17 protein-coding genes and 1 pseudogene are annotated in these 22,209 nt (G+C 72.7%); 10 read left to right on the top strand and 8 right to left on the bottom strand.

Annotation, left to right across the window (positions count from 1 at the left end; genetic code table 11):
- The first annotated feature begins 45 nt into the window (after nt 1-45).
- Nucleotides 46-1,470: an NADP-dependent succinic semialdehyde dehydrogenase gene (locus tag ACFYXM_RS22970; protein ID WP_389291884.1), complete on the top strand. Its 1,425-nt coding sequence runs from the start codon at nt 46-48 to the stop codon at nt 1,468-1,470.
- Nucleotides 1,471-1,555: 85 nt separating this feature from the next.
- Nucleotides 1,556-3,943, top strand: coding sequence for a phosphoketolase (locus ACFYXM_RS22965; RefSeq protein ID WP_389291882.1), 2,388 nt, complete (start codon nt 1,556-1,558; stop codon nt 3,941-3,943).
- Between the two features lie 136 nt (nt 3,944-4,079).
- Here the strand turns inward: ACFYXM_RS22965 and ACFYXM_RS22960 are convergent, their stop codons facing one another.
- Nucleotides 4,080-4,403, bottom strand: coding sequence for a plasmid stabilization protein (locus tag ACFYXM_RS22960; protein ID WP_389291881.1), 324 nt, complete (start codon nt 4,401-4,403; stop codon nt 4,080-4,082).
- Between the two features lie 258 nt (nt 4,404-4,661).
- A complete protein-coding gene (locus ACFYXM_RS22955; protein ID WP_389291879.1) occupies nt 4,662-5,483 on the bottom strand; it encodes an endonuclease I family protein in 822 nt (273 codons plus the stop codon).
- 261 nt (nt 5,484-5,744) lie between these two features.
- Between ACFYXM_RS22955 and ACFYXM_RS22950 the strand changes: the two genes are divergently transcribed.
- The 5 genes and pseudogenes from ACFYXM_RS22950 (at nt 5,745) to ACFYXM_RS22930 (ending at nt 12,118) form a co-directional block, all read left to right on the top strand.
- Nucleotides 5,745-5,945, top strand: coding sequence for a hypothetical protein (locus ACFYXM_RS22950; RefSeq protein WP_389291877.1), 201 nt, complete (start codon nt 5,745-5,747; stop codon nt 5,943-5,945).
- A 90-nt stretch (nt 5,946-6,035) separates the two neighbouring features.
- Nucleotides 6,036-7,193, top strand: a complete 1,158-nt coding sequence (locus ACFYXM_RS22945; protein ID WP_389291876.1) for a methyltransferase — start codon at nt 6,036-6,038, stop codon at nt 7,191-7,193.
- A gap of 133 nt (nt 7,194-7,326) precedes the next feature.
- The gene (locus ACFYXM_RS22940) at nt 7,327-8,505 is read left to right on the top strand and encodes an acyl-CoA dehydrogenase family protein (RefSeq protein WP_389291874.1); all 1,179 of its coding nucleotides are present in this window, start codon (nt 7,327-7,329) and stop codon (nt 8,503-8,505) included.
- A gap of 903 nt (nt 8,506-9,408) precedes the next feature.
- Nucleotides 9,409-9,591, top strand: a pseudogene (locus ACFYXM_RS22935) (helix-turn-helix domain-containing protein); the annotation flags it as partial.
- Complete coding sequence (locus ACFYXM_RS22930; RefSeq protein WP_389291872.1) at nt 9,578-12,118, top strand: IS630 family transposase; 2,541 nt, start codon at nt 9,578-9,580, stop codon at nt 12,116-12,118. The pseudogene ACFYXM_RS22935 and the gene ACFYXM_RS22930, both read left to right, overlap by 14 nt.
- Before the next feature lie 100 nt (nt 12,119-12,218).
- Here the strand turns inward: ACFYXM_RS22930 and ACFYXM_RS22925 are convergent, their stop codons facing one another.
- The 4 genes from ACFYXM_RS22925 to ACFYXM_RS22910 all read right to left on the bottom strand — a co-directional run bounded on the left by ACFYXM_RS22925 (nt 12,219) and on the right by ACFYXM_RS22910 (nt 15,252).
- Nucleotides 12,219-12,935, bottom strand: a complete 717-nt coding sequence (locus tag ACFYXM_RS22925; RefSeq protein ID WP_389291871.1) for a response regulator — start codon at nt 12,933-12,935, stop codon at nt 12,219-12,221.
- A 178-nt stretch (nt 12,936-13,113) separates the two neighbouring features.
- The gene (locus ACFYXM_RS22920) at nt 13,114-13,863 is read right to left on the bottom strand and encodes a helix-turn-helix domain-containing protein (protein ID WP_389291869.1); all 750 of its coding nucleotides are present in this window, start codon (nt 13,861-13,863) and stop codon (nt 13,114-13,116) included.
- Between the two features lie 3 nt (nt 13,864-13,866).
- Nucleotides 13,867-14,001 (bottom strand): hypothetical protein, encoded by a 135-nt coding sequence (locus tag ACFYXM_RS22915; protein WP_389291867.1) that lies wholly within the window; start codon nt 13,999-14,001, stop codon nt 13,867-13,869.
- 597 nt (nt 14,002-14,598) lie between these two features.
- Entirely contained in the window at nt 14,599-15,252 is a 654-nt protein-coding gene (locus tag ACFYXM_RS22910; protein ID WP_389291866.1) for a CBS domain-containing protein, read from the bottom strand.
- A gap of 677 nt (nt 15,253-15,929) precedes the next feature.
- On the opposite strand from ACFYXM_RS22910, the gene ACFYXM_RS22905 reads away from it, so the two are divergent.
- Both ACFYXM_RS22905 and ACFYXM_RS22900 read left to right on the top strand, forming a co-directional pair.
- Entirely contained in the window at nt 15,930-17,441 is a 1,512-nt protein-coding gene (locus ACFYXM_RS22905; RefSeq protein ID WP_389291864.1) for an ATP-binding protein, read from the top strand.
- A 493-nt stretch (nt 17,442-17,934) separates the two neighbouring features.
- On the top strand, nt 17,935-18,387 hold the full coding sequence (locus ACFYXM_RS22900) for an Hsp20/alpha crystallin family protein (RefSeq protein WP_389291862.1): 453 nt from the start codon (nt 17,935-17,937) through the stop codon (nt 18,385-18,387).
- Nucleotides 18,388-18,623: 236 nt separating this feature from the next.
- On the opposite strand, the gene ACFYXM_RS22895 is transcribed toward ACFYXM_RS22900, so the two are convergent.
- Entirely contained in the window at nt 18,624-19,499 is an 876-nt protein-coding gene (locus tag ACFYXM_RS22895; protein WP_389291861.1) for a universal stress protein, read from the bottom strand.
- A gap of 672 nt (nt 19,500-20,171) precedes the next feature.
- Between ACFYXM_RS22895 and ACFYXM_RS22890 the strand changes: the two genes are divergently transcribed.
- A complete protein-coding gene (locus ACFYXM_RS22890) occupies nt 20,172-21,074 on the top strand; it encodes a universal stress protein (RefSeq protein ID WP_389291859.1) in 903 nt (300 codons plus the stop codon).
- A 306-nt stretch (nt 21,075-21,380) separates the two neighbouring features.
- Here ACFYXM_RS22890 and ACFYXM_RS22885 read toward each other — a convergent pair whose 3' ends face one another.
- Nucleotides 21,381-22,004, bottom strand: coding sequence for a CBS domain-containing protein (locus ACFYXM_RS22885; RefSeq protein ID WP_389291857.1), 624 nt, complete (start codon nt 22,002-22,004; stop codon nt 21,381-21,383).
- Between the last annotated feature and the right edge of the window lie 205 nt (nt 22,005-22,209).

Below are 22,209 nucleotides of genomic sequence, written 5' to 3'. Positions count from 1 at the left end.
CATGGCGAGGCACGGTCGAAGTACCGAGGCAAGGAGACCAGAGCCATGCCCATCGCGACGGTCAACCCCGCGAACGGCCGGACGCTCCGAACGTTCGAGGCGCTGGGAGCGGCGGAGGTCGAGCAGAGGCTCGCCACCGCCCACGCCGCGTTCGGCCACTGGCGCACCACCGATTTCGAGGAGCGGGCCCAACTGCTCGGCCTGGCCGCCGACCTCCTCGACAAGGACCAGCAGGACATCGCGCGCACCATGACCACCGAGATGGGCAAACCCCTTGCGGCGGCCCGTGCGGAGGCCGCCAAATGCGCCAAGGCGATGCGTTGGTACGCGCTGCGCGCCGAGGAGCTCCTCGCGGACGAGCACCCCGCTCCGGCCGACGTGGCGGACTCCGGTGCCGCCAGGGCCTTCGTCCGCCACCGCCCGCTGGGCGTCGTGCTCGCCGTGATGCCGTGGAACTTCCCGCTCTGGCAGGTCGTGCGGTTCGCCGCTCCCGCGCTGATGGCCGGGAACGTCGGCCTGCTCAAGCACGCGTCCAACGTCCCGCAGACGGCCCTGTACCTGGAGGGCCTGTTCCGCCGGGCCGGATACCCGGAAGGGTGCTTCCAGACGCTGCTCGTGGGTTCCGGCGCGGTCGAGTCGGTCCTGCGCGACCCCCGGGTCGCCGCCGCCACCCTCACCGGCAGCGAACCGGCCGGGCGCTCGGTCGCGTCGATCGCCGGCGACGAGGTGAAGCACACCGTGCTGGAACTGGGCGGCAGCGACCCGTACCTCGTCCTGCCGTCGGCGGACATCGCCGCGGCGGCACGCACCGCCGTCACCGCCCGGACGCAGAACAACGGCCAGTCCTGCATCGCGGCCAAGCGATTCATCGTGCACGCCGGGGCCTACGAGGAGTTCGCCGAGCGGTTCACCGCGGGCATGCGCGCCCTGACGGTCGGCGATCCGATGCGGGAGTCCACCGACATCGGTCCCCTGGCCAGCGAACGGGGCCGCGCCGACCTGGAGGAGCTGGTGGACGACGCGGTACGGCAGGGCGCGGAAGTGCTGTGCGGCGGCGGCCGGCCCGAGGGACTCGGCCCCGAGCTGGAGAACGGCTGGTTCTACGCTCCCACCGTCCTCACCGGCGTCACCCCCGCCATGCGCATCCACCGCGAGGAGACCTTCGGACCCGTCGCCACGCTCTACCGCGTGGAGTCGCTGGACGAGGCCGTGGCGCTCGCGAACGACAGCCCCTTCGGCCTCAGCTCCAACGTGTGGACCCGCGACACCGCCGAGGCCCGCCGCTGCGTGCGCGACCTGGAGGCGGGCGGCGTCTACTTCAACGGCATGACGGCGTCCCACCCCGCACTGCCCTTCGGCGGGGTGAAGCGTTCCGGCTACGGGCGTGAGCTCGCCGGTCACGGCATCCGCGAGTTCTGCAACACGACCACGGTCTGGTACGGCCCGGAGTCCGCCGGGGCTTGTGCGTAGGCCGCGCTCCGGAGCCGTGATCCGGTGCCGTGTTCTGTCCCGCGCGGGGCCCGGGGGACGACCGGACAGCGCTTAGGAGAAGCAGATGAGTCACGCCGCCCACCCAGCAGCGACACCCGGACCCTCCGACGAGGAGATCGCCGCACTCGACGCACACTGGCGGGCCGCCAACTACCTGGCCGTCGGCCAGATCTACCTCATGGCCAATCCGCTCCTGACCGAGCCGCTCACCCGCGATCACATCAAGCCGCGTCTGCTCGGCCACTGGGGCACCTCGCCGGGACTCAACCTGGTCCACACGCATCTCAACCGGATGATCAAGTCCCGCGGCGTCCAGGGCCTGGGCGTCTGGGGACCCGGCCACGGCGGTCCGGCCGTGCTCGCCAACTCCTGGCTGGAGGGCACCTATTCGGAGAGGTACCCCGACATCGGCCGGGACGCCCCCGGGATGGGGCGGCTGTTCAAGCAGTTCTCCTTCCCCGGCGGGGTGCCCAGCCACGTGGCACCGCAGACCCCCGGCTCCATCCACGAGGGCGGCGAACTCGGCTACGCCCTCACCCACGCCTACGGTGCCGCGTTCGACCACCCGGACCTTCTCGTCACCTGCGTCGTCGGGGACGGCGAGGCCGAGACCGGGCCGCTGGCCGCGTCCTGGCACTCCAACAAGTTCCTCGACCCGGTGCACGACGGAGCCGTGCTCCCGGTCCTCCACCTCAACGGCTACAAGATCGCCAACCCGACGGTCCTCGCCCGCCTCCCCGAGACCGAGCTCGACGCCCTGCTGCGCGGATACGGGCAGGACCCCCTCTACGTCGGCGGCGACGACCCGCTCACCGTCCACCGGGCGATGGCCGCCGCCATGGACCGGGCCGTCGACCGCATCCGGGAGATCCAGGAGGCCGCCCGCACCGGCGCCTGCGCCGAACGGCCCCACTGGCCGATGATCGTGCTGCGCACCCCCAAGGGCTGGACCGGCCCGGCCGAGGTCGACGGCGTGCCCGTCGAGGGCACCTGGCGCTCCCACCAGGTGCCGCTCGCCGGTGTCCGGGACAACCCCGGCCATCTGCGGCAACTGGAGGAGTGGATGCGCTCCTACCGGCCGGAAGAACTTTTCGACGCGTCGGGCCGCCCCACCCCGCAGGTGCTCGACTGCGTGCCCGACGGCGACGCCCGCCTCGGAGCGACCCCGTACGCCAACGGCGGGCTGCTGCTGCGGGAGCTGCCCCTCCCGCCGCTGGAGGAGCACGCCGTCGCCGTCGACAAGCCCGGCACCGTGCTGCACGAGCCGACCCGGGTGCTCGGCGGACTCCTGGAGGCCGTGATGGCCGCGACCGCCGCCCGCCGCGACTTCCGCGTGGTGGGCCCCGACGAGACGGCCTCGAACCGGCTCGACGCCCTCTACGGAGCCACCGGCAAGGCATGGCAGGAGCGCATCCTGCCGACGGACGAACACCTCGCGCACGACGGCCGCGTCATGGAGGTGCTCTCGGAGCACCTGTGCCAGGGCTGGCTGGAGGGGTATCTCCTCACCGGGCGGCACGGGCTGTTCTCCTGCTACGAGGCGTTCGCCCACATCGTCGACTCGATGGTCAACCAGCACATCAAATGGCTCAGGACCGCCCGCAGGCTGACCTGGCGCAGCCCCATCGCCTCCCTCAACTACCTGCTCACCTCGCACGTCTGGCGTCAGGACCACAACGGGTTCTCCCACCAGGACCCCGGCTTCGTCGACCACGTCCTCAACAAGAGCCCCGAGGTCGTCCGGGTCTACCTGCCGCCGGACACCAACACGTTGCTCTCCGTCGCCGACCACGTGCTGCGCAGCCGCGACTACGTCAACGTGGTCGTGGCCGGCAAGCAGCCGAGCCACGACTGGCTCACCCTGGACCAGGCCCGCGCGCACTGTGCCCGGGGAGCCGGGGTCTGGGAGTGGGCGGGCACCGAGGACGGCTCCCGCGAACCGGACGTGGTGCTCGCCTGCGCCGGAGACGTCCCCACCCTGGAGACGCTGGCCGCCGCCGATCTGCTCCGGCGTCACCTGCCGGAACTGGCCATACGCGTGGTCAACGTGGTCGACATGGCACGGCTGCTGCCCCGCGACGCGCATCCGCACGGCATGCCGGACGCGGAGTACGACGCGGTGTTCACCCGGGACACCCCCGTGATCTTCGCGTACCACGGCTACCCGTGGCTCATCCACCGGCTGGCCTACCGGCGGGCCGGTCACGCGCATCTCCATGTGCGGGGCTACAAGGAGGAGGGCACCACCACGACACCGTTCGACATGGTGGTCCGCAACGACCTGGACCGCTACCGGCTGGTGATGGACGTGATCGACCGGGTGCCCGGCCTGGGCGTGCGGGCCGTGGCGGTGCGCCAGGCGATGGCCGACGCCCGTACCCGTCACCACGCCTGGATCCGGGAGCACGGTGTGGACCTGCCCGAGGTGGCCGAATGGACCTGGGGCGGCTGACGCGCCCGGGGTCGTCGACGAGCGTCCGCGCACGACGCGCATGCGCCGTCGACACGCGCGTCTTGACGACGCGCATGTGCCGGTGAGGCGGACGCGAGGGGGCCGGGCCGCGCGGCCCGGCCCCGACGACCTGCGCTCAGCGACCGAGAGCCCGGGCCAGTTCGTCCTTCGTCATGTTCGAACGCCCGTGGATGTTCTTCTTCTTCGCCTCTTCGTAGAGCTGGTCGCGGGTGGGGCCTGCCGCACCGCTGTGGGAGCGCAGACCGCCGCGCCGGGACGACGACAGGTCCTCGATGGACGTCCGGCTCGCGGTCCTCGACTCGCCGGCGCGGGCGCGTGCCTTGTTGACCGTACGGGCCGCGATCTCCTCCGCCCGTTCCTCGCCGACCCCGCGCTCCTGCGCGCTCTCCTTGATGTGCTCGTACTGCCGTTCCCGTTTGGCGTTCGATCCGCGTGGCATGGTGCGCTCACTCCTCTCGGGGGATTCGCCCCCGGGGCCTTTCGCGGGGCTTCTCCCGTGCCCGTCGGGGACCGTCCCAGTCTCCCAGCGGCCCCGGCCACCCGCATGCCTGTGAGCGTCGGCCGCCCGCGCGCCCGTGCCGAACGGCCGTCTCCGTGCGGGGAGCGCGCGGACCGGTCGCCTCCCCGGCCGCGGACGGGGCGCGGCCGCCGACGGGCTGCCCGGTGGCTCGTCGGCGGTCACGCGTCCGGCGGGCGCCTACCAGATGGACCCGACCCACTCGGGGTGGTCGATGAACGGGTTCCGGTTGTGCTGGTACTGGTCGAATATGACGTCGTTGCGCCGCTTCTCGAAGGCGTCCGGCGGATCCTCCTGGCTCCACGCCTTGAGTACGGAGAGGCGGCCCAAGTACGGGGCCGAGCCGTTGGACACCCGCTCGTTGGGTTCGAGGTCGGCGAAGCCGTCGCCGCCCTCGTAGCGCACCGCCATGTAGAGGATCATGCGGGCCACGTCGCCCTTGACCGCGTCGCGCGGCTCGAAGGAGTCGCTGTCGGTGTAGCTGCCCGGGGCCCCGCTGACCGGGCTGCCGCCGTTGTCGAAGTCCTTGTTGCCGCGGATGGAGTTGACCTGGACGTCCTCCGGGCGCAGGTGGTGGATGTCGGTACCGGGGCCGGTGGCGGTGCCGAAGTTGCCGTGGGACTTGGCCCAGACGTGCTCGCGGTTCCACTGCCCGACCGAGCCGCCGCTGCTGTTCTTGGATATCGAGCGGCCGGAGTAGACGAGGACCACGTTGGAGGAATTGGCGGGGTCCTGGTCCGTGTTCTTCAGCGCGTCCCAGACCTGGCTGTAGGAGATCTTGGTCTGCTTGCTGATGATCGTGTGCAGCGCGTTCCTGAGCGCGGTGCCGGACTTGCCCATCGCGTCCTGGTAGTACGTGTCGTCCAGGCTCTGGAGCGGTGCGGCGGCGGGGGCGGTCCGGGCGGTGGCCGCGGGCGCGGCGGCCGCGGTGCCGGCGAGCACCGCGAACGCGGCGAAGGTCGCCAGCAGCGGGCGTCGGCGGCGAAGGTGAAGACGGGACATGTGGGGGTGTCCTCTCCGGAAGGACGGGCGCCGCGACACCGGTCACGAGGTGGGACGGCGCCGCGGCGGACGTGTGGCGGGTTGGTCAGCGGGAGCCTTCCACACGCACCGTGACCATGGTGTGAACGCTGTGTAACTATCATGTGCAGGTCAAGTGACGCTTCCTGTGCGGGTCGGGCGAGGTGGTGGAGGGGGTGCCCGGGCATGGGATGCGCCGGACCGGGCGCGGCGCGAGAATGTCGTAAAGGACGAGGAGGCGGCATGAGCGACGAGCCCGAATCCGTATCCCTGGCCGGGGGAGTGACCCCCGACAGCCTCTTGCACACGGGTGGGAGCGATGAACCGACCCCGGAGGACCTGGTGCTCGCCTCCGGGCGGGACCTGACTCCGGAGAACCTCCGATGGGCCGAGCGCAGGCTCGCCCAGGAGGGCCGTTCGGCGATCGACAAGGTCCTGCCCTAGCGAAGGGCCGCTCCGGCGCGGCAGCACCCGGGAGCCGGCGGCGGGGAGCGTGCGAGGCGCTGCCCGCGGCTCGGCTAGCCTGGGTGCACGATGAACCGTTTGACGACGTCAGAGGCCGGATACGAGCTGGCCCGCTTCCCCGAGGACCCGCGCGATCCGTTCCGTGCCTGGGACGCCGCCGACGAGTATCTGCTGCGGCGGCTGGAGGGCGCCGACGGGACGGAGCCGATCGGCCTGTCGGGCACCGTGGTCGTGGTGGGCGACCGCTGGGGCGCCCTGGGCACCGCCCTGGCGGCGCACCGTCCCGTGCTGATCACCGACTCCTGTCTGTCCCAGCGCGCGACCCGCGCCAATCTGGAACGCAACGGCATCGGAGCGGACGCCGTGCGCCTGCTGTCCACCAGGGACACGCCGCCCGACCGCGTCGACGTCCTGCTGGTGCGCGTCCCCAAGAGCCTCGCTCTCCTGGAGGACCAGCTGCACCGGCTCGCCCCGGCCATCCACGCCGGCACCGTCGTCATCGGAACGGGCATGGCCAAGGAGATCCACACCTCCACGCTCGCGCTCTTCGAGCGGATCATCGGCCCGACCCGCACCTCCCTGGCGGTCAGGAAGGCCCGGCTCGTCTTCTGCACGCCCGATCCGGTGAAGGCGCGTACGCCCAGTCCCTGGCCGCTCCGCTACGCCCTGCCCGAGGGCATCGGCCCGGCCTCCGGCCGGACGGTCACCAACCACGCCGGGGTCTTCTGCGCCGACCGCCTCGACATCGGCACCCGCTTCTTCCTGGGGCACCTCCCCGCGCGCAGCGGCCCGGACCGGGTCGTCGATCTCGGCTGCGGCAACGGCGTCGTCGGGCTGTCCGCCGCGCTCGCCAACCCCGCGGCCAGGGTCACGTTCATCGACGAGTCGTACCAGGCGGTCGCCTCCGCCGAGGAGACCTTCCGGGCCAACGCCGGACCCGGCGCCGAGGCCGACTTCGTGGTCGGCGACGGACTCACGGACGTGCCGCCCGGCAGCGTGGACCTGGTGCTCAACAACCCGCCGTTCCACTCCCACCAGGCCACCACCGACGCGACGGCCCGCGCCATGTTCCGGGGAGCGCACGCCGCGCTGCGCCCGGGCGGCGAGCTGTGGGTCGTGGGCAACCGGCACCTCGGCCACCACATCCGGCTGCGCCGCATCTTCGGCGACTGCGCCACCGTCGCTGGCAACCCGAAGTTCGTCGTCCTGCGCGCCGTCAAGCGCTGACCCCCCGTCGGGCGCGCGCCGTCGAGCGCCGCCCCCCTCGGGTCCGCCCCGGCCCTTCCAGATTCTTGCAACACGTTCTACTGTGTGCGCCGCCGCACACGAGCGACGCGACCGCGAGACTCCTGGAGGGGCCGTGCACCTCGCATACACGCCTGAACAGCAGCAGTTGCGCGCCGAACTGCGTGCGTACTTCGCCGAACTGGTCCCCGAGAACGCCTTTGTCCGCCACACCGACCCCGCGGCGCAGAAGAAGTTCTACCGCGAGACGATCCGGCGCCTGGGAGCCGACGGCCGCCTCGGCGCCGGCTGGCCCGTGGAGTACGGCGGCAGCGGCCTGAGCCCGAGGGAACAGTTCATCTTCTTCGACGAGGCGGCCCAGGCGGGCGTGCCGCTGCCGTTGATGGCCCTCAACACCGTCGGCCCCACCATCATGCAGTTCGGCACCGACGAGCAGAAGCGCTACTTCCTGCCGAAGATCCTCTCCGGCGAGATCGACTTCGCCATCGGCTACAGCGAACCCGACGCGGGCACCGACCTCGCCGCGCTCAGGACACGGGCCGTGCGCGACGGCGACACGTACGTCGTCAACGGGCAGAAGATCTGGACCACCAACGGCGACACCGCGGACTGGGTCTGGCTCGCCGTCCGCACCGACCCGGACGCGCCCCCGCACCGGGGCATCACCATGCTGCTCGTCCCGACCACCGACCCCGGCTACTCCTGCACGCTGATCAACACTCTCGCCTCCCACGACACCACCGCGAGCTACTACGAGAACGTGCGCGTCCCGGTCTCCCACCGCGTCGGCGAGGAGAACAAGGGCTGGCGGCTGATCACCAATCAGCTCAACCACGAACGCGTCACCCTCGCCGCCCACGGCACCATGGCCGTCCGCGCCCTCCACGACGTCCAGCGCTGGGCCACGGACACCCGGATCGCCGACGGCCGCCGCGTCGTCGACCTCGGCTGGGTCCGCGCCCTCCTCGCCCGCACCCACGCCAGGCTCGACGCCATGAGGCTGCTCAACTGGCGGATGGTGTCCGCCGTCCAGGACGGAACCCTCACCCCGCAGGACGCCTCCGCCGTCAAGGTCTACGGCTCCGAGGCCCGCCGCGACGCCTACGCCTGGCTGATGGAGGTGGTCGGATCGGCGGCCCCCCTCAAGGAGGGCTCGGCGGGCGCCGTGCTGCACGGCGAACTCGAACGCGGCTACCGGTCGGCCGTCGTCTTCACCTTCGGCGGCGGCAACAACGAGATCCAGCGGGAGATCATCTCGTGGATCGGGCTGGGGATGCCGCGCGTACGACGGTGAGCCCGTTGCGACCACAGATTTTAGTTGTCACAAACCAGGACTAAGGGCTGTCCCGTAATCCGTCGCGCGCCCGCCAGGGATTACGGGACAGCCCTTAGTTGGCACTGAAGCTTCCCCTCGATCGTGGACCCCCGGAGACTGGGATCTTGAGGTTCCAGAGGAAGTAGCACCGGGTGAGAAGCAAGTACACGAAGCGGTACACCGAGGAGTTCAAGCGGGACGCAATCTCGCTCGTCGATTCCTCGGGCAAGACGGTCACCGCCGTCCCGGGAGCTCGGCGTCAGCTCGGAGTCCCTGCGCGGCTGGTACCGCCGGGCCAAGACGGACCGGGGCGAGAGCGAGTCCGGTGAACTGACCAGTGCCGAACGCGAGAAACTCAAGCGGCTGCGCAAGGAGGTCCGCGAACAGCAGCAGACGATCGAGATCCTGAAAAAAGCGACGGCCTTCGTGTGTCCTGAACGGAAAGGGGCTGCCGGTGTAGGTCGGTAGCAACTGGATGGTGCTGCACAGGTGATGAGGGTTTGGTCCCTCGGAGTCGCCCCCGCGGAGGGAGGCTCCAAACCGTCTCCTGCTGCGCTGGCTGAAGACCGTCGTGGTGAGCGTCGGAGGGAAAGGCGTCCTTGGAAGGGCGTCAGGTGGGGATCGGGAAGGCGAGCGCGAGCGAACCACTGCTGATGCGTCGAAATGCTTGGACGACATCGAAACCGGGGCTTGAAGGCTCGCCGGGATGAGCCTGGCGGGTGTCCGCTTCCTGGTCAGGCGGTGTCCGGCGTGAAGGTGGCGCGAGCCCGGTCTGCGGGATCTGTGCGGAACAGGAGAAGGCGTACGTCCATGCCGGGCGTGCGCCGGCGGACCGGCTCGTATTGATCCGAAATGCTTTGGGTTCATGCTCGTTGACGGTGTGTGAGTGATCTGGTGGGGGATGCGCGGACCTGGTCGCCGGATGCGCAGGAGGCTGTGTGGTTGCTGGCGGTGTCCGCGCTGGTGGAGGGGCGGGGCCGGGCAGAGGTCGCGGCCCTGTTCAAGGTGTCGGTCAGGGCCGTGGACAACTGGTGGACGAGGTGGCGGACCGGTGGCCGGGACGCGCTGCTGTTCCGTCCGCGTGGCCGCCGGGTGGGCGAGCATCAGGCACTGTCCGAGGCCGAGCAGGCCGCCGTCCGACGGGCCGTCCTCGATCACGCCCCCCTCCGGCCTGGGACTTTCCGGTCAGCTGTGGACACGGGCCCTGGCAGGCGAGCTGATCTTCAAGCTGTACCGGATCCGGTTCACCGAGCCAGGGGTGGGCAAGTACCTCAAGCGATGGGGGCTGACGTTCCAGCGTCCGGACGAGCGGGCCGTCGAGCAGGACGCGGAAGCGGTCCGCGTCCGGCACGAGGAGACCTGGCCGGCGATCCGGGCCAGAGCGAAGGCGGAGAGGGGTGAGGTCCTCTTCGCCGGTCAGGTCGGGGTCCGCTCGGACCAGGTCACCGGCCGCACCTGGGGTGCCAGAGGCACGACGCCGGTCGTCCGCCGCACCGGGAACCGGTTCTCCGTGAACGCGATGTCCGCGATCAGCACGAAGGGCCGGATGCACTTCATGGTCTTCACCGAGTCGTTCGACGCGAAGACCATGTGCCGCTTCCTGGACCGGCTCGTCGGGCATTTCGACCGCAAGGTCCACCTGATCGTCGACCGGCACTCGGCCCACCGCTCGAAGACCGTCCGGACCTGGCTCGCCGACCACAAGGACGGGATCGAGCTGCACTTCCTGCCGTCGTACTCACCCGAGCCGAACCCCGTACGGGGGGAAGTCGCGGGAACGGGGCGGTTCCGCGTACCGGATGCCGATCGGCGTACGGAGATTAACGTGGAGGTGTGGCCGGCCCCGTACGCGTGGGGGCAGGACGGAGGCACCGTGGGCGACACCGGGACTGAAAGACGCGGTGGGGAACGCCGTCGGCTGAGCACGCTGCCCGAGGATCTCCAGGGTCGCCTCGACGCCGTGAAGCGCGGCCCCGCCGAGGTGGCCCTGCTGCTGGAGGCCGTCATGTCGGTCGGGCGGGAGCTCGACCTGTCGCAGGTGCTGCGCCGCATCGTCGAGGCCGCCGTCGTCGTGGTCGACGCCGAGTACGGGGCCCTGGGGGTGGTCGGGGAGGGGACCCGGCTCACCCAGTTCCTGACCGTGGGCGTCACGGACGAGGAGCGCGAGGCCATCGGCCCGCTGCCCGAGGGGTACGGCATCCTCGGCGAGCTGATCCGCCACCCCCGGCCGCTGCGGCTCGCGGAGCTCTCCGGACATTCCGCGTCCTACGGACTGCCGCCGCACCACCCCCCGATGCGCTCGTTCCTGGGAGTGCCCGTCAGGATCCGCGACGAGGTGTTCGGCAACCTCTACCTCACCGAGAAGCGTGGCGGGCGCGAATTCGACGCGGAGGACGAGACCGTTCTGTCGACGCTCGCGGTGGCGGCGGGGGTCGCCATCGAGAACGCCCGCGAGTACGCGCGCACACGCGATCGCCAACGCTGGCAGGAGGCCGGCAACGAGATCGTCGCGGGACTGCTGGGCGGCGCCGACGACGCGGACGTCCGGCGCATGATCGTCGACCGCTCCTCCCGCATTCTCGCCGCCGATCTCGGCATCCTGGCGCTCCCCTCCGGGAGGCACTCCGTCCGTGTGGCCCTGGCGGCCGGTCCGGACGCCGAGCGGTACCGCGGTCTGACCCTGTCGTGCGAGGGATCGTTCACCGGGGCCGCGCTCGACGCCGGCGAGCCCATCACCAGCCCCGACATCGCGCACGACCCGAGGAACACCGACGGCTTTCCGCGGCGGACGGGGCTCGGCCCCGCGGTCGCCGTCCCCATGGCCACGGGCAGGCGGACGTGCGGGGTGCTGCTGTTGGCCCGGGCACGCGGCAGCCCCGTCTTCACGGAGACGGAGACCGCGCCCCTGCTGGCGTTCGCCGGACAGGCGGCCCTGGCCATGGAGCTCACCGGGCGGCGCGAGTCCGCCGAGCAGATCGCCCTGCTGGAGGAACGCGACCGCATCGCCCGCGACCTGCACGACCTGGCCATCCAACGACTGTTCGCCACCGGCATGACCCTGCAGAGCGTGGTACGCCTCGTGGAGCAGCCGCAGGCGAGCGAACGGCTGCTGCGCGCGGTGGACGACCTGGACGAGACCATCAAGATCATCCGGTCGACCATCTTCGGCCTCCGCGCCCGTGACCCCGGCCGGACCGGTCAGGGACTGCGCGTCAGGACGGCGAGGGCGGTCGAGCAGTCCGCCCGCACCCTCGGGTTCCAGCCGTCCCTGCGCATGGCCGGGCTGATCGACACGGACGTTCCGGCCGATGTCGCCGAGCAGGTGATCACGGTCCTCGGCGAGGCCCTGACCAATGTCGCGCGCCACGCGCGGGCCGCGGCGGTGGATGTCTCACTGACGGTGGGCAACGGGCGGCTGAAGCTCGTCGTGTCCGACGACGGGGTCGGGATGCCCGGGCACGGGGTCTCCCGGAGCGGGCTCGACAACCTCGCGCGGCGTGCGGAGAAGCTGGGCGGCGAGATGGACGTGGGACTGTCGGGGCGGGGCGACGGCACCCGGCTGTGCTGGTGGGTACCGCTGCGACAGCCCTGATGCCCGCCGTGCCGTACCCGCTCCGACGGCCTCCCCGCGGGCGTCCCCGTCCCGATGGCTCGTCCCTCCCGAGGGCCCCGGGAGCGTCCCGGGACCGCGGTCATCGTCGGCGGTGCCCCGCACCACCGGCGGTCGGGGCGGAGTCCGCGCTGTGCGCCGCGATCACGGCCGCCTGAATACGCCGCTCGACCCCGAGCTTGGCCAGCAGACGCGAGATGTGGTTCTTGACCGTCTTCTCGGACAGATAGAGGCGCTTGCCGATCTGGCTGTTGGTCAGTCCCTCGCCAATCAGGGCGAGGACGTCCTTCTCCCGCGGCGAAAGCCCCGACAGCGCGTCGTCCTGTACGGATTCGGCGCCGAACTCCTCGTCGCGCAGGCTGTTCATCAGCCGGGCCGTGGTCGCCGGATCGAGGGTGGAGCGCCCGGCGGCCAGGGTGCGGACGGCGGCGACGAGGTCGGAGCCCTTGATCTCCTTGAGCACGTAACCGGCCGCGCCGGCCATGATGGCGTCGAGCAGCGCTTCGTCGTCGTCGAACGAGGTGAGCATCAGACAGGCCAGTTCCGGCATCCGGGAGCGCAGTTCACGGCAGACCGTGATGCCGTCGCCGTCCGGCAGCCGCACGTCGAGAATCGCGACATCGGGACGGAGTGCCGGGCCGCGGGCCAGCGCCTGATCGGCTGTGCCCGCGTCGCCGACGACCTCGATGTCCGGCTCCGCGTCCAGCAGGTCCTGCACCCCGCGCCTGACGACCTCGTGGTCGTCGAGCAGGAACACACGGATCGGCCTGTCTGGCGAGAACCCGGACTCCGTGCTCATGGCGCCCTCCTCGTCGTCGACGGGCGGTACGGACCCGCTGCCCGCGGGCGGTGCGGATCCGACCTCACCCATCGTGGTCCGCGCCGCGAGCGGCACACCAGGGCCGAACGGGCCCCGCGGCGGCCGGACGGCCCGCGCCGCACCCCGCGATGGCGGCGGGCCTTCCGCGCGGCGGGGTTCAGGCCCGTGCACCGTCCCGGCTCCGTCCGTCCGTCCGGTGGCCGCCACCCGGGGCGGCATGGCTGTCGAGGACACGGATGCGCCGCCCGGTGACGCGCGTGGGGGTGATCGTCAGCCACACATTGCGCGAGCCGCCGGCCCAGGGCGTGGTGTAGGCGTGCTCGTCCAGCCGCCGGGCGGCCTCCCGATCGTCGACGGCCGCCGCCGTGCCGACGACGAGGACGCTCCATCCCTGGCTCAGCGCCTCGTCGACGTGGTCCACCTCGAAGGCGACCGTCCGGCCCGCGACGGCGGTCAGGAGCGAGCCGCGGGCGCTCCGGTAGGCGATGTGCTCGCCGTCCACGACGTAGTTGACCGGGAGGATGGTGGGCCCGTCGTCCGTCATCGTGCCGACCCGGCCCACGCCGTGCGTGGACAGCAGCAGATGACACTCCTGAGGGTCGAGCTCCAGCAGTTGCGTGTGATATCCGGCGTGGCCCAGGCCGGGAGGCAGATCGGTGGTGCACCCGGTCAGCTCGGCCACCGTGCTCTCCAGTGCCTCGGCCAGCCGCAGCAGGAAGCCGATGCCGGGTGTCGCCTGGTGCTCCTCGACGTACTGGAGGTAGCCCGGCGCGGCACCGGCCCGCTCGGCGACCTGCTCCCGGCTGAGCCCGAGCTGTTCGCGCCGCATCGCCACCCGGCGGCCCAGCTCTCCCGAAGGGGCCCGTTCCGGGCACTCGCCCGACGGGTGACTCTCTGCGCGCATCATGTCCTACACGTCCTTCGTGGATCCGTACCGGCCGTCGGGGATCCGCTCCGGCCCCTCGTGGGTGTTCCGGTCCGCCGACTGCCCCGCCGCCGTACCCCGCGTCCTTCCGCCGTTCCACATGTGCCTCGTCGGGTCCATGGTGCGCCACCCCGGAGCGCGGCGCATGGGCCGACCGGCCTGGTCTCGCGCCCGCACAGCCCGTGTCACGGCCCCGGCAGGAGGCACAGCATGACCCTACGGACCCAAGACGACCGCGTTCGAGCTGCGGAAATCCCCGGGTTCGGAGAGCCGTCCGAGCCGCGGGAACGTCGGGTCCGAGGAACGGCGAGCGCCGCGGAATCGCGAGGAGAGAGACCATGAGCAGCACTTCGCAGGACGTGGTCATGACAGGTTCGGCCGTGGTCGGCACCGACGCCGCGGTGCTCGTCGGCTCGCGCGGGCGCGGGGGATTCGCGCCCCTGCTGGTCGGGTCGGACTCGCTCGACCTGCTCGTCCACGCGTCGGTCCCGGTCGTCGTCGTGCCCGGTGAGGAACGCGAACGGGCGGGCGTCGTGCTGGTGGCGGCGCGGGACGAACGCGACAGCGAGACACTGCGCACCGTCGCCCGCCCGGCCGGGCGTGACGCACGCCGTGCTGCACCACACGCGCCGCTCGGTCCTGTTCGTCCCGCACCCCTCAACGGCGTGTCGCGCACGACGACGCGCCGCACCTTCAGGGGCGTCCGGGACTGCCGGCTCAGGCGCGTGCCGCGCCCTCGAGCCGGCAGTCCACGTCGACCACGCCTTCCACGGACTGCGCGAGGCGGGCCGCGACGGGAATCAGGGAGCTGTCATGGATGCGACCGGACAGGGTGACCACGCCCCGGGCGACCGCGACCTCCACCGACCGGTCCGCGCCGGGGAACAGCCGGTAGACGACCTCTCGGCGTACGTCGGCGGCGAGCGCCTCGTCGGGCCGGAGAAACACCTTGAGGAGGTCGGCACGGCTGACGACGCCCTCGAGGCCGCCGTCGGCGTCCACGACCGGAAGGCGTTTGACACGCCGGTCGGCCATGAGGCGGGCCGCCTGCGGAAGCGGCGCGTCGGGCCGCACCGTGACCGCGGGGCTCGACATCAGTTCACCGGCCCGGACCGAGCCCGCCTTGGCGGTGTCGCCGAGACGCCTCATCTGCTCGATCATGCCGATCCGGCGCGCGCGGAACTCCTCCTTCGCGAGCAGATCGGCTTCGGAGACGACGCCGACGACACGGGACGCGTCGTCGACGACCGGGACGGCGGTGACCTTCCACCGCTCCATGACCGTGACGATCTCCTTGAATTCCGTGTCGGGCGCGACCGTGACGACGGTCTTCGTCATCACGTCGGAGACGGTGTAGCCGGCAGAGGTCATGGCATTCCTCGGTGGATGGGCGGGACCGGCGGGCCTGCAGACCGACCGGGACCGGGGGACCCGACCGGACCGTCCGGGCGGACCCGGGGCAGACCCGGAGGCTCGCCGTTCACCGTCCGCCGGTCAGGAGGCAACGCTCTCATCCTCACGCCCCCGATGCCATGGGGGACAGGGGCCGACAGGACCGGGCGGGGGCCGACCGGCCCAGGCGCGGAGGCGAGGGCGGGCACACGCGCCGGAGCAGGCGGGCACCACGTCGTCGGACCGCCCGCCGGGCGCCCCCTCCCACGCGCCGTCGCGCACGTGACGCACGCGCCGGCGTCCGCCGGCTCGACGACGAGACCCGGCGCGCGACCGTCCACGGGCACCGGGACCTTTGGATCCGGCTCCTTCCCGGCCGGCTGGGCATCCGCGTGCCCCGATCACGGCTCGCGCCGCCGCTGTCGGTCCGACCGGCCGGGGAACGCCTGGTGACGGTGGGCGCGGGGGACCAGCACGGGTTCCGGCTGCCCTGCGGCGGCCCCTGACGTGCGGACGTCACCGGACCGGTGCGGTCAGCCGCGAGGGGACGGACGGCACGACGCGCGCCCGCCGTCCGCCCGTCCGAGAATGAAGGAGCGCCGTAGCCCCGGGACGATCCCGCGGCGGAGCCCGGGGCGGTTCCGGAGGTGCCTGGAGTGAACGCCGTACACGGACAGCAGCAGACCGCGGTCACCGGCCCGGGCCGCCCGCCCAGACCCGACCGGCTCTTCGACAGGGAGAACGAATGGGAGGCCCTGGTGTCCTTCGCCGGGGATCCCCATCCGGGGACGGACCTGGGCGTCGTCACGGGGCGCCCCCGCCAGGGCAAGACGCTCCTGCTGGAATCGGTGGCACGCGCCACGGGCGGGTTCTACTTCTGCGGCCAGCAGGCCACCGAGGCCGAGGCCCTGCGCAGGGTGGGCGAGGAGTACGCGCGTCACCGCGAGGCCGGGCGGCCCGGCCCCTGGCGCGGCTGGAAGGAGTGCCTCGACGCCCTGCTGGCCCTGGGCGACGACCGGCCCCTGCCCGTCGTCATCGACTCGTTCCCCGACCTCGTCGCGGCGAGCCCGGCCCTGCCGTCCGTCATCCAGAGCGCCCTCCGGCACTCCGACCGGCCGCCGCCGGGGAACCGTGCGCGCCTGCTGCTCGCCGGTGAGACCGCGCCGGTGATGACCCGGCTGTTCGCCTCGTCCGCCCCGCTGCGCGCCCTCACCCGCCTGATACTCGACATCCGGCCCCTGGACTTCCGGGAGGCCGCACGGCTGTGGGGGATCGACGACCCGAGGCTCGCCCTCCTCGTCCATACCGTGGTCGGAGGCACGCCCGCCTACCGGCACGACTACGTGAACGACGACGTCCCCGCCGGCCCGGACGACTTCGACGCCTGGGTCTGCCGCACCGTGCTGAATCCGCGCATGCCGCTGTTCCACGAGGCCCGCCACCTGCTCGACGAGGAGACCGGGCCCCGGGGCCGCGTCATCTGCCACTCCGTGCTCACCGCGCTGGCCATGGGCTGCACGACCCACGGCGGGGTGGCCGCCTACCTCGGGCAGCAGCTCGCCGACACCTCGCGCGCCCTCGCCCTCCTCCGCGACCACGGCCTGCTCCACTCGCAACCGGACGGACTGCAGCCGGGGATCACGCGCCACCACATCGCGGACCCGCTCCTGGCCTTCGAGCACGCCGTGGCACGCCCGCGCAGGGCCGCCCTCGAACAGAGCGATGCCGAAACCGTGTGGCAGGAGGCGCGGACCGACTTCGACACGCTGGTCGCCGGACGCCGGTTCGCCCAGGTCTGCCGGGACTGGGCCGCCTCGTACGCCGACTGGACCGCCCTCGGGGCCGACCGGGTCACCGCGGCCCACGGCTCCCTCAGCGACCCGTCGGCGACCGCCGGCCTCGACGCCGAGGTCGTGGTCCGCCGCAAGGACGGTCTCCTGAGCGGCCCCCTCCTGTCCCTGGGGATCGCGCGCTGGAACACCAGCATGGACATGCACCATCTGCAGCGACTGCGCCGTGTCCTGGAGCGCCTCGAATCCCGCGACGGGACCGGCCATGTCCGCCTGGCGCTCTACGGCGCCGCCGGGTTCAGCCCCGAGCTGCACGCGGCCCATGCACGGGGCGAGGTCATGCTCATCGACCTCGAACGCCTCTACCGGGGCGTCTGATCCCTCTCCGGTGCCGGGACCAGTACCGGCGACGGGATCGGGCCCCGGCCCCGTCCGGGGCTTCCGCTGGGCCGGACTCCCCTTCCGGACGGTCCCGGCCATGGGCCGATCGGCCCCTCCAAGCTGTGGCCCACTCGGCACTGCGGTGTACCCGCCCGCGGGGCGATCGTGGAAGTCGGACGGGACGCACGTCCCGGACCGCCTCCGGAGCGGCGGGAGCGCTTCCGTCACCCGGAGAAGCGATTCCGCCTCCCGAAGAGGTGAGAACCATGTGGCGCACACGGATCCGGATCCGGATCCGGCCGAGGAGCCCCCGCAGACCCCCCGAGCCGGATCTGCGCACGCCTTCCGGCCGCCCCATGCCCTACTGAGGGCCGGCAGCGGCCGACCCCGGCCGGGAACTCCTCGTGGAACGGGCCGCCGCGAGCGTCACGGACCACGGCGGACGGAGACGAGCGGCGGCGCAGCCGCCGCGGGAAAGGATGAGGACACCATGTCAGGAACTCACCCGGAGCGCAGGCACGGCCGCTTCCCCGACCTCACGGACTGGTTCGGGACGGAATTCCCCCGCTTCCCGTGGCGGTCCGCGCCCGATGTCCACACCATCCCGATCGAGATGAGCGGCAAGGAGGGGCAGTACACACTGCGCGCCGAACTGCCCGGGATGGACCCGGAGAAGGACATCCACATCACGGTCGAGGGCGACACCCTGACCGTCGGGGCCGAGCACACCGAGAGCAAGGAGGAGAAGAACCACTCCGAGTTCCGCTACGGCTCGTTCCACCGCACGGTCCGTCTCCCGGCCCGTATCCCGCCCGACGGGGTCGAGGCGGAGTACGAGGACGGCATCCTCACCATGCGCGTGACGCTGGAGTCCGGGGCGGGGCAGGCCGCACACCGTATCCCGGTGAAGAGGATCACGGCCGACGGCCACAAGGACGCCTGACGGAGGCGCGCGCGAGGGAGACGCCCGACGGAGACGGGTGGCCGAGGCGCGTGGCACCGACGCGTGGCACCGACGGGGCCCGCTCCGGCACCGGCCCTCCGGGCCCGGGCGCGCGGGCCGTGCCGCACCGCGCCTGTCGCGTACGGCGCGGCCCCACCGTCTGCCGTATGCATGCCATGGTCCGCACGGCGGGCGGGGCGTCCCCACGGCGGGCGGGGCGTCCCGAGGGCGGCGGCTCACGTGTGGGCGACGACGGCGACCGGGGCGGTGGAGTGGTGGAGCATCGCGTGGGCCACCGGACCGATGTGCCCCCCGATCCGGGACCGGCGGACGCGGCGGCCGACGACCACGAGAGCCGCCGCGGCGCCCGCTTCCAGCAACTGCTCGGCCGGGCGTCCGATCTCGGACCGTGCGTCGAGGGCGACTGCCGGACACCTGTCGCGCCAGGGCTTCAGCAGGTCGTCCAGCTCGTTCTTCATGGCCTCGGCCATCTGCGCGTGGCCTTCCGGGCTGTACGCGGCTCCGTACCCGGCCAGCGGGGGCGGCCTCCAGCTGTGCACCGCGACGAGCGCGCAACGCCGCAATGACGCCTCCTCGAACGCGAAGGCGAGCAGGGCGTCGCACGGATGGCCGGTGTCGACGCCCACGACCACGCCGCCCTCGGCGTGCCCTTCGCGCGGGCCCGGCTCCGCGTCCTCCGTGGCACGCACCAGGACGACCGGTCGCTCCAGGGCGTGGACGACCGCCATGCCGACGGAACCGAGCACGACACCCGCGAGTGTGCCCAGTCCCCGGGAGCCGAGGACCAGCATGTCCGCGTCCGCCGCGGCGCCGGCCAGTGCCGCCGCCGGGCGGCCGCCGAGCGATTCGGAGCCGATCCGCAGCCGCGGGTGCCGCGCCAGCAGTTCCTCGCGGGCCCCGCACAACAGCGGGTCGGCGTCCCCCTGCCGCGGACCCGGTCCGGCCGAGGGGACGCCGAGGACCGTGAACGTCTCCTCGACGTGAACGAGATGCAGGGGTACGCCGCGCAGGACCGCCTCCCGCGCGGCCCAACGGGACGCCGCGACGCTCTCCGCGGTTCCGTCGAAGCCGACGACGATGCGTGGGTTCATGACGTACCTCCCTCCGGCCCTGGCCGGGTCTGGCCGGGGCCGTGGCGGACGCGTACCGGGGGAATCCGTCCCCGTCTCCGGCCGGTGCGGACGGCCACCGCTGAGGCCGACATGACGTCGGCGGCAGCGAGCCGGACCCCGGCCGGAACGGTGGGCGCCGGACCACCGGCCACCGGACCGGCGTGCGCGGACACGGCTGTCGGGGGGAGGGGTCCGCGGAGCCCGGAACGGTTCCGCTTCCGGACGCTCCGTCGCCCGCCGGCCCGGCAGGTCGCTCCCGGACACGACGCCGGCCACACGGTTCTCCTCGCCGAGGACGGGCGGGAGGTGGCGGGCACGGCCGAGACGACCTCGTCGGTCATCAGGCCACCGCCTCCGATGGGTTTCATGGCGGCTCCTCCCGCTGCCTCGCGGGGACCCTGTCGAGACCCGCACGGACGAAGCGTCGCAGGTCTTCCACGAGCCACGATCCGCCGGGCCGCACTCGGGGGAGGAGGGCCGAACGGGGCGTGGCAGGGGCCGGTCGGCCCGGTTCGGGCGCACCGACGGGGCAGGATGGGACGAAAGGGATCATCGGCCCCCGGCCGGTCCTGAGCGGCCCTGTGCGCGCGGCGCCCGGAAGCGCCCGGCGCGGGGGCCGACCCACCGACGCCATACGGCCAGGAGGAAACCATGGAAGGCAGCAACGGCCGCCCCGAACTGGGCTCCGTCGTGGTCGGCGTCGACGGCTCCGAGCCGGCCCGCCGCGCGGTGCTCTGGGCGGCGGACGAGGCGGCACGCCGGGGCACCCTGCTCCACATCGTCCACGGCGCGGACACCGACACTCGGAGCCTCTACCTCTCGGCGGACAGCATCGAGGGGGTGCGCAGCGCGGGCTACGAACTGCTGCGGGACACGGCGGCCGTCGTCGCGGAACGGTTCCCCGGCCTGCGCGTCACCGCGGAGTTCAGCCGCAGCGCGCCCGTGCCCAGCCTGCAACGCACCGCGGGGCTCCGCGGCACCGTGGTGGTCGGCAGCCGGGGGCTGGGCGGCTTCGCGTACCTCATGCTCGGATCCGTCGGGCTGAGGACCGTCGCGGCGGCCACGACACCCGTCGTCGTGGTCAGGGGCGAGGCCGACGAGACAGTGACCGGTGTCGTCCTCGCCGCCGTCCGCGACGAGAACGACACCGAGTGCCTCCGGTACGCGGCGTGCGAGGCGGAGATCCGCGGGGCGGCGCTGCGCCTGCTCCACGTATGGAATGTGTTCGAGTCCGCCGGGACCGCCGCGCCCATGCTCGACGGCGTCGGCAGTGTCGTCGGCGAACACGCCCGCCATCTGACCGTCCTGACCGAACGGATCCGCGAGGAGTTCCCGGGACTGTCCGTGCGGGCGGACGCCGAGAAGAGCCTGTCCGTGGCCGCGGCGCTGGTGGAGGCATCGCGCCATGCGGACCTGCTGGTGATGGGCGGACGGCGGTCGCCCGGGTACATCGGCCCCACGCTCGGCCGCGCCACGCACAGCCTGGTGCACCACGCGCACTGCCCCGTACAGCTCATTCCGCGGCGCCGGGCCGGGCAGCGGGACGAGTCATGACGGGCCCCGGACACCGGCGGACCCGTCATCGACCACCGACGCCCGCCTGCGCCGAGGCGGCGCCGTGAGGGACGCCCCGGCGACCGGCGAGCGACTCGGACGGGGACCCCGCGGACCGGCCGGGGCCCGGTGCGGGACGACCGCGTTCCGGGAGCCCCGCAGCCCGCACGCGTGCGACGACCGCTCAGAGACCCGGAGACCCTGAGACCTGGAGACCCGGGTACCGGCGACGGTCGCGGGGCCTCGGGTCGACGGCGGCCCGGGACCCGGCGCATCGGGGCCCCGGGTTGACCGGGGACTCGGCGTTCAGACGGACTCCACGCGCACGTCCACGACGCCCTCGACGGCGCGGACGGCCCGGACCAGCAGCGGCAGCAGGGCACGGTTCGGGAAGGGCCCCCGAAGGGTCACGACCCCGTCCAGCACGTCGAACTCCACACGGTCCGGGACGGGCAGCCCGGCGAACACGGCGGACCGGATCTCCTCGTCCAGCTCCTCGTCGGGCCGCAGGAACACCTTCAGCAGGTCGCTGCGGCTCACGACGCCTTCCAGCATGCCGAGGCGGTTCACGACGGGCAGACGCTTGACCTGCCTGCGCGCCATGATCCGGGCGGCCTCGGCGAGCGTGGCGTCGGCGTGGACCGTGACAGCCGGGCTCGACATCAGCTCCTCGGCCAGCACCGCATCGGCCTTGGACGCCTCCTCGACCCCGCGGGGCGGCGCCGGGCCGTCCTCGCGGAACTCCTCCTTGGGCAGCAGGTCCGCCTCGGAGACGACGCCGACGACACGGCCCTCGCCCTCGAGCACCGGCACCGCGCTGACCTTCCACGCGTGCATCAGCTCGACGATCTCCTTGTACGAGGCATCACGGCCGATGGCCACGGCCGTATGGGTCATCACATCGCTGACGGTGTACCGGGACGCGGCCATGAGCTGCTCCTGGGGCGTGGTTCCGGATGGTGGTACGACGGGCGGGCGGGGCGCGGGTCCCGGGGACCGGAGGACCGTGCGACCGGCGCGGGGCGCGCCCCGCGACTCCCTTACGACCTGGGGAGCAATAGGGAGCGGGCTCCCGACGCCCTGCGACTCCGCCTCCCGCGTCGTCGTCGGTCACCGACGCCCCTTCCCCGAGCTC

This window comes from Streptomyces sp. NPDC002476 (assembly GCF_042889785.1).
Classification (GTDB): domain Bacteria; phylum Actinomycetota; class Actinomycetes; order Streptomycetales; family Streptomycetaceae; genus Streptomyces.
Note: the sequence above shows the minus strand (reverse complement) of the source record. Positions and strands in the feature narration are given on the sequence as shown.

Bases quoted from the DNA above. Each gene is read 5' to 3' on its own strand.
- ACFYXM_RS22915 (WP_389291867.1), bottom strand. From the start codon at position 14,001: ATGGACCCGACGAGGCACATGTGGAACGGCGGAAGGACGCGGGGTACG.
- ACFYXM_RS22890 (WP_389291859.1), top strand. From the start codon at position 20,172: ATGGAAGGCAGCAACGGCCGCCCCGAACTGGGCTCCGTCGTGGTCGGC.
- ACFYXM_RS22885 (WP_389291857.1), bottom strand. From the start codon at position 22,004: ATGGCCGCGTCCCGGTACACCGTCAGCGATGTGATGACCCATACGGCC.
- ACFYXM_RS22960 (WP_389291881.1), bottom strand. From the start codon at position 4,403: ATGCCACGCGGATCGAACGCCAAACGGGAACGGCAGTACGAGCACATC.
- ACFYXM_RS22970 (WP_389291884.1), top strand. From the start codon at position 46: ATGCCCATCGCGACGGTCAACCCCGCGAACGGCCGGACGCTCCGAACG.
- ACFYXM_RS22900 (WP_389291862.1), top strand. From the start codon at position 17,935: ATGTCAGGAACTCACCCGGAGCGCAGGCACGGCCGCTTCCCCGACCTC.
- ACFYXM_RS22910 (WP_389291866.1), bottom strand. From the start codon at position 15,252: ATGACCTCTGCCGGCTACACCGTCTCCGACGTGATGACGAAGACCGTC.
- ACFYXM_RS22965 (WP_389291882.1), top strand. From the start codon at position 1,556: ATGAGTCACGCCGCCCACCCAGCAGCGACACCCGGACCCTCCGACGAG.
- ACFYXM_RS22950 (WP_389291877.1), top strand. From the start codon at position 5,745: ATGAGCGACGAGCCCGAATCCGTATCCCTGGCCGGGGGAGTGACCCCC.
- ACFYXM_RS22895 (WP_389291861.1), bottom strand. From the start codon at position 19,499: ATGAACCCACGCATCGTCGTCGGCTTCGACGGAACCGCGGAGAGCGTC.
- ACFYXM_RS22920 (WP_389291869.1), bottom strand. From the start codon at position 13,863: ATGATGCGCGCAGAGAGTCACCCGTCGGGCGAGTGCCCGGAACGGGCC.
- ACFYXM_RS22945 (WP_389291876.1), top strand. From the start codon at position 6,036: ATGAACCGTTTGACGACGTCAGAGGCCGGATACGAGCTGGCCCGCTTC.
- ACFYXM_RS22955 (WP_389291879.1), bottom strand. From the start codon at position 5,483: ATGTCCCGTCTTCACCTTCGCCGCCGACGCCCGCTGCTGGCGACCTTC.
- ACFYXM_RS22925 (WP_389291871.1), bottom strand. From the start codon at position 12,935: ATGAGCACGGAGTCCGGGTTCTCGCCAGACAGGCCGATCCGTGTGTTC.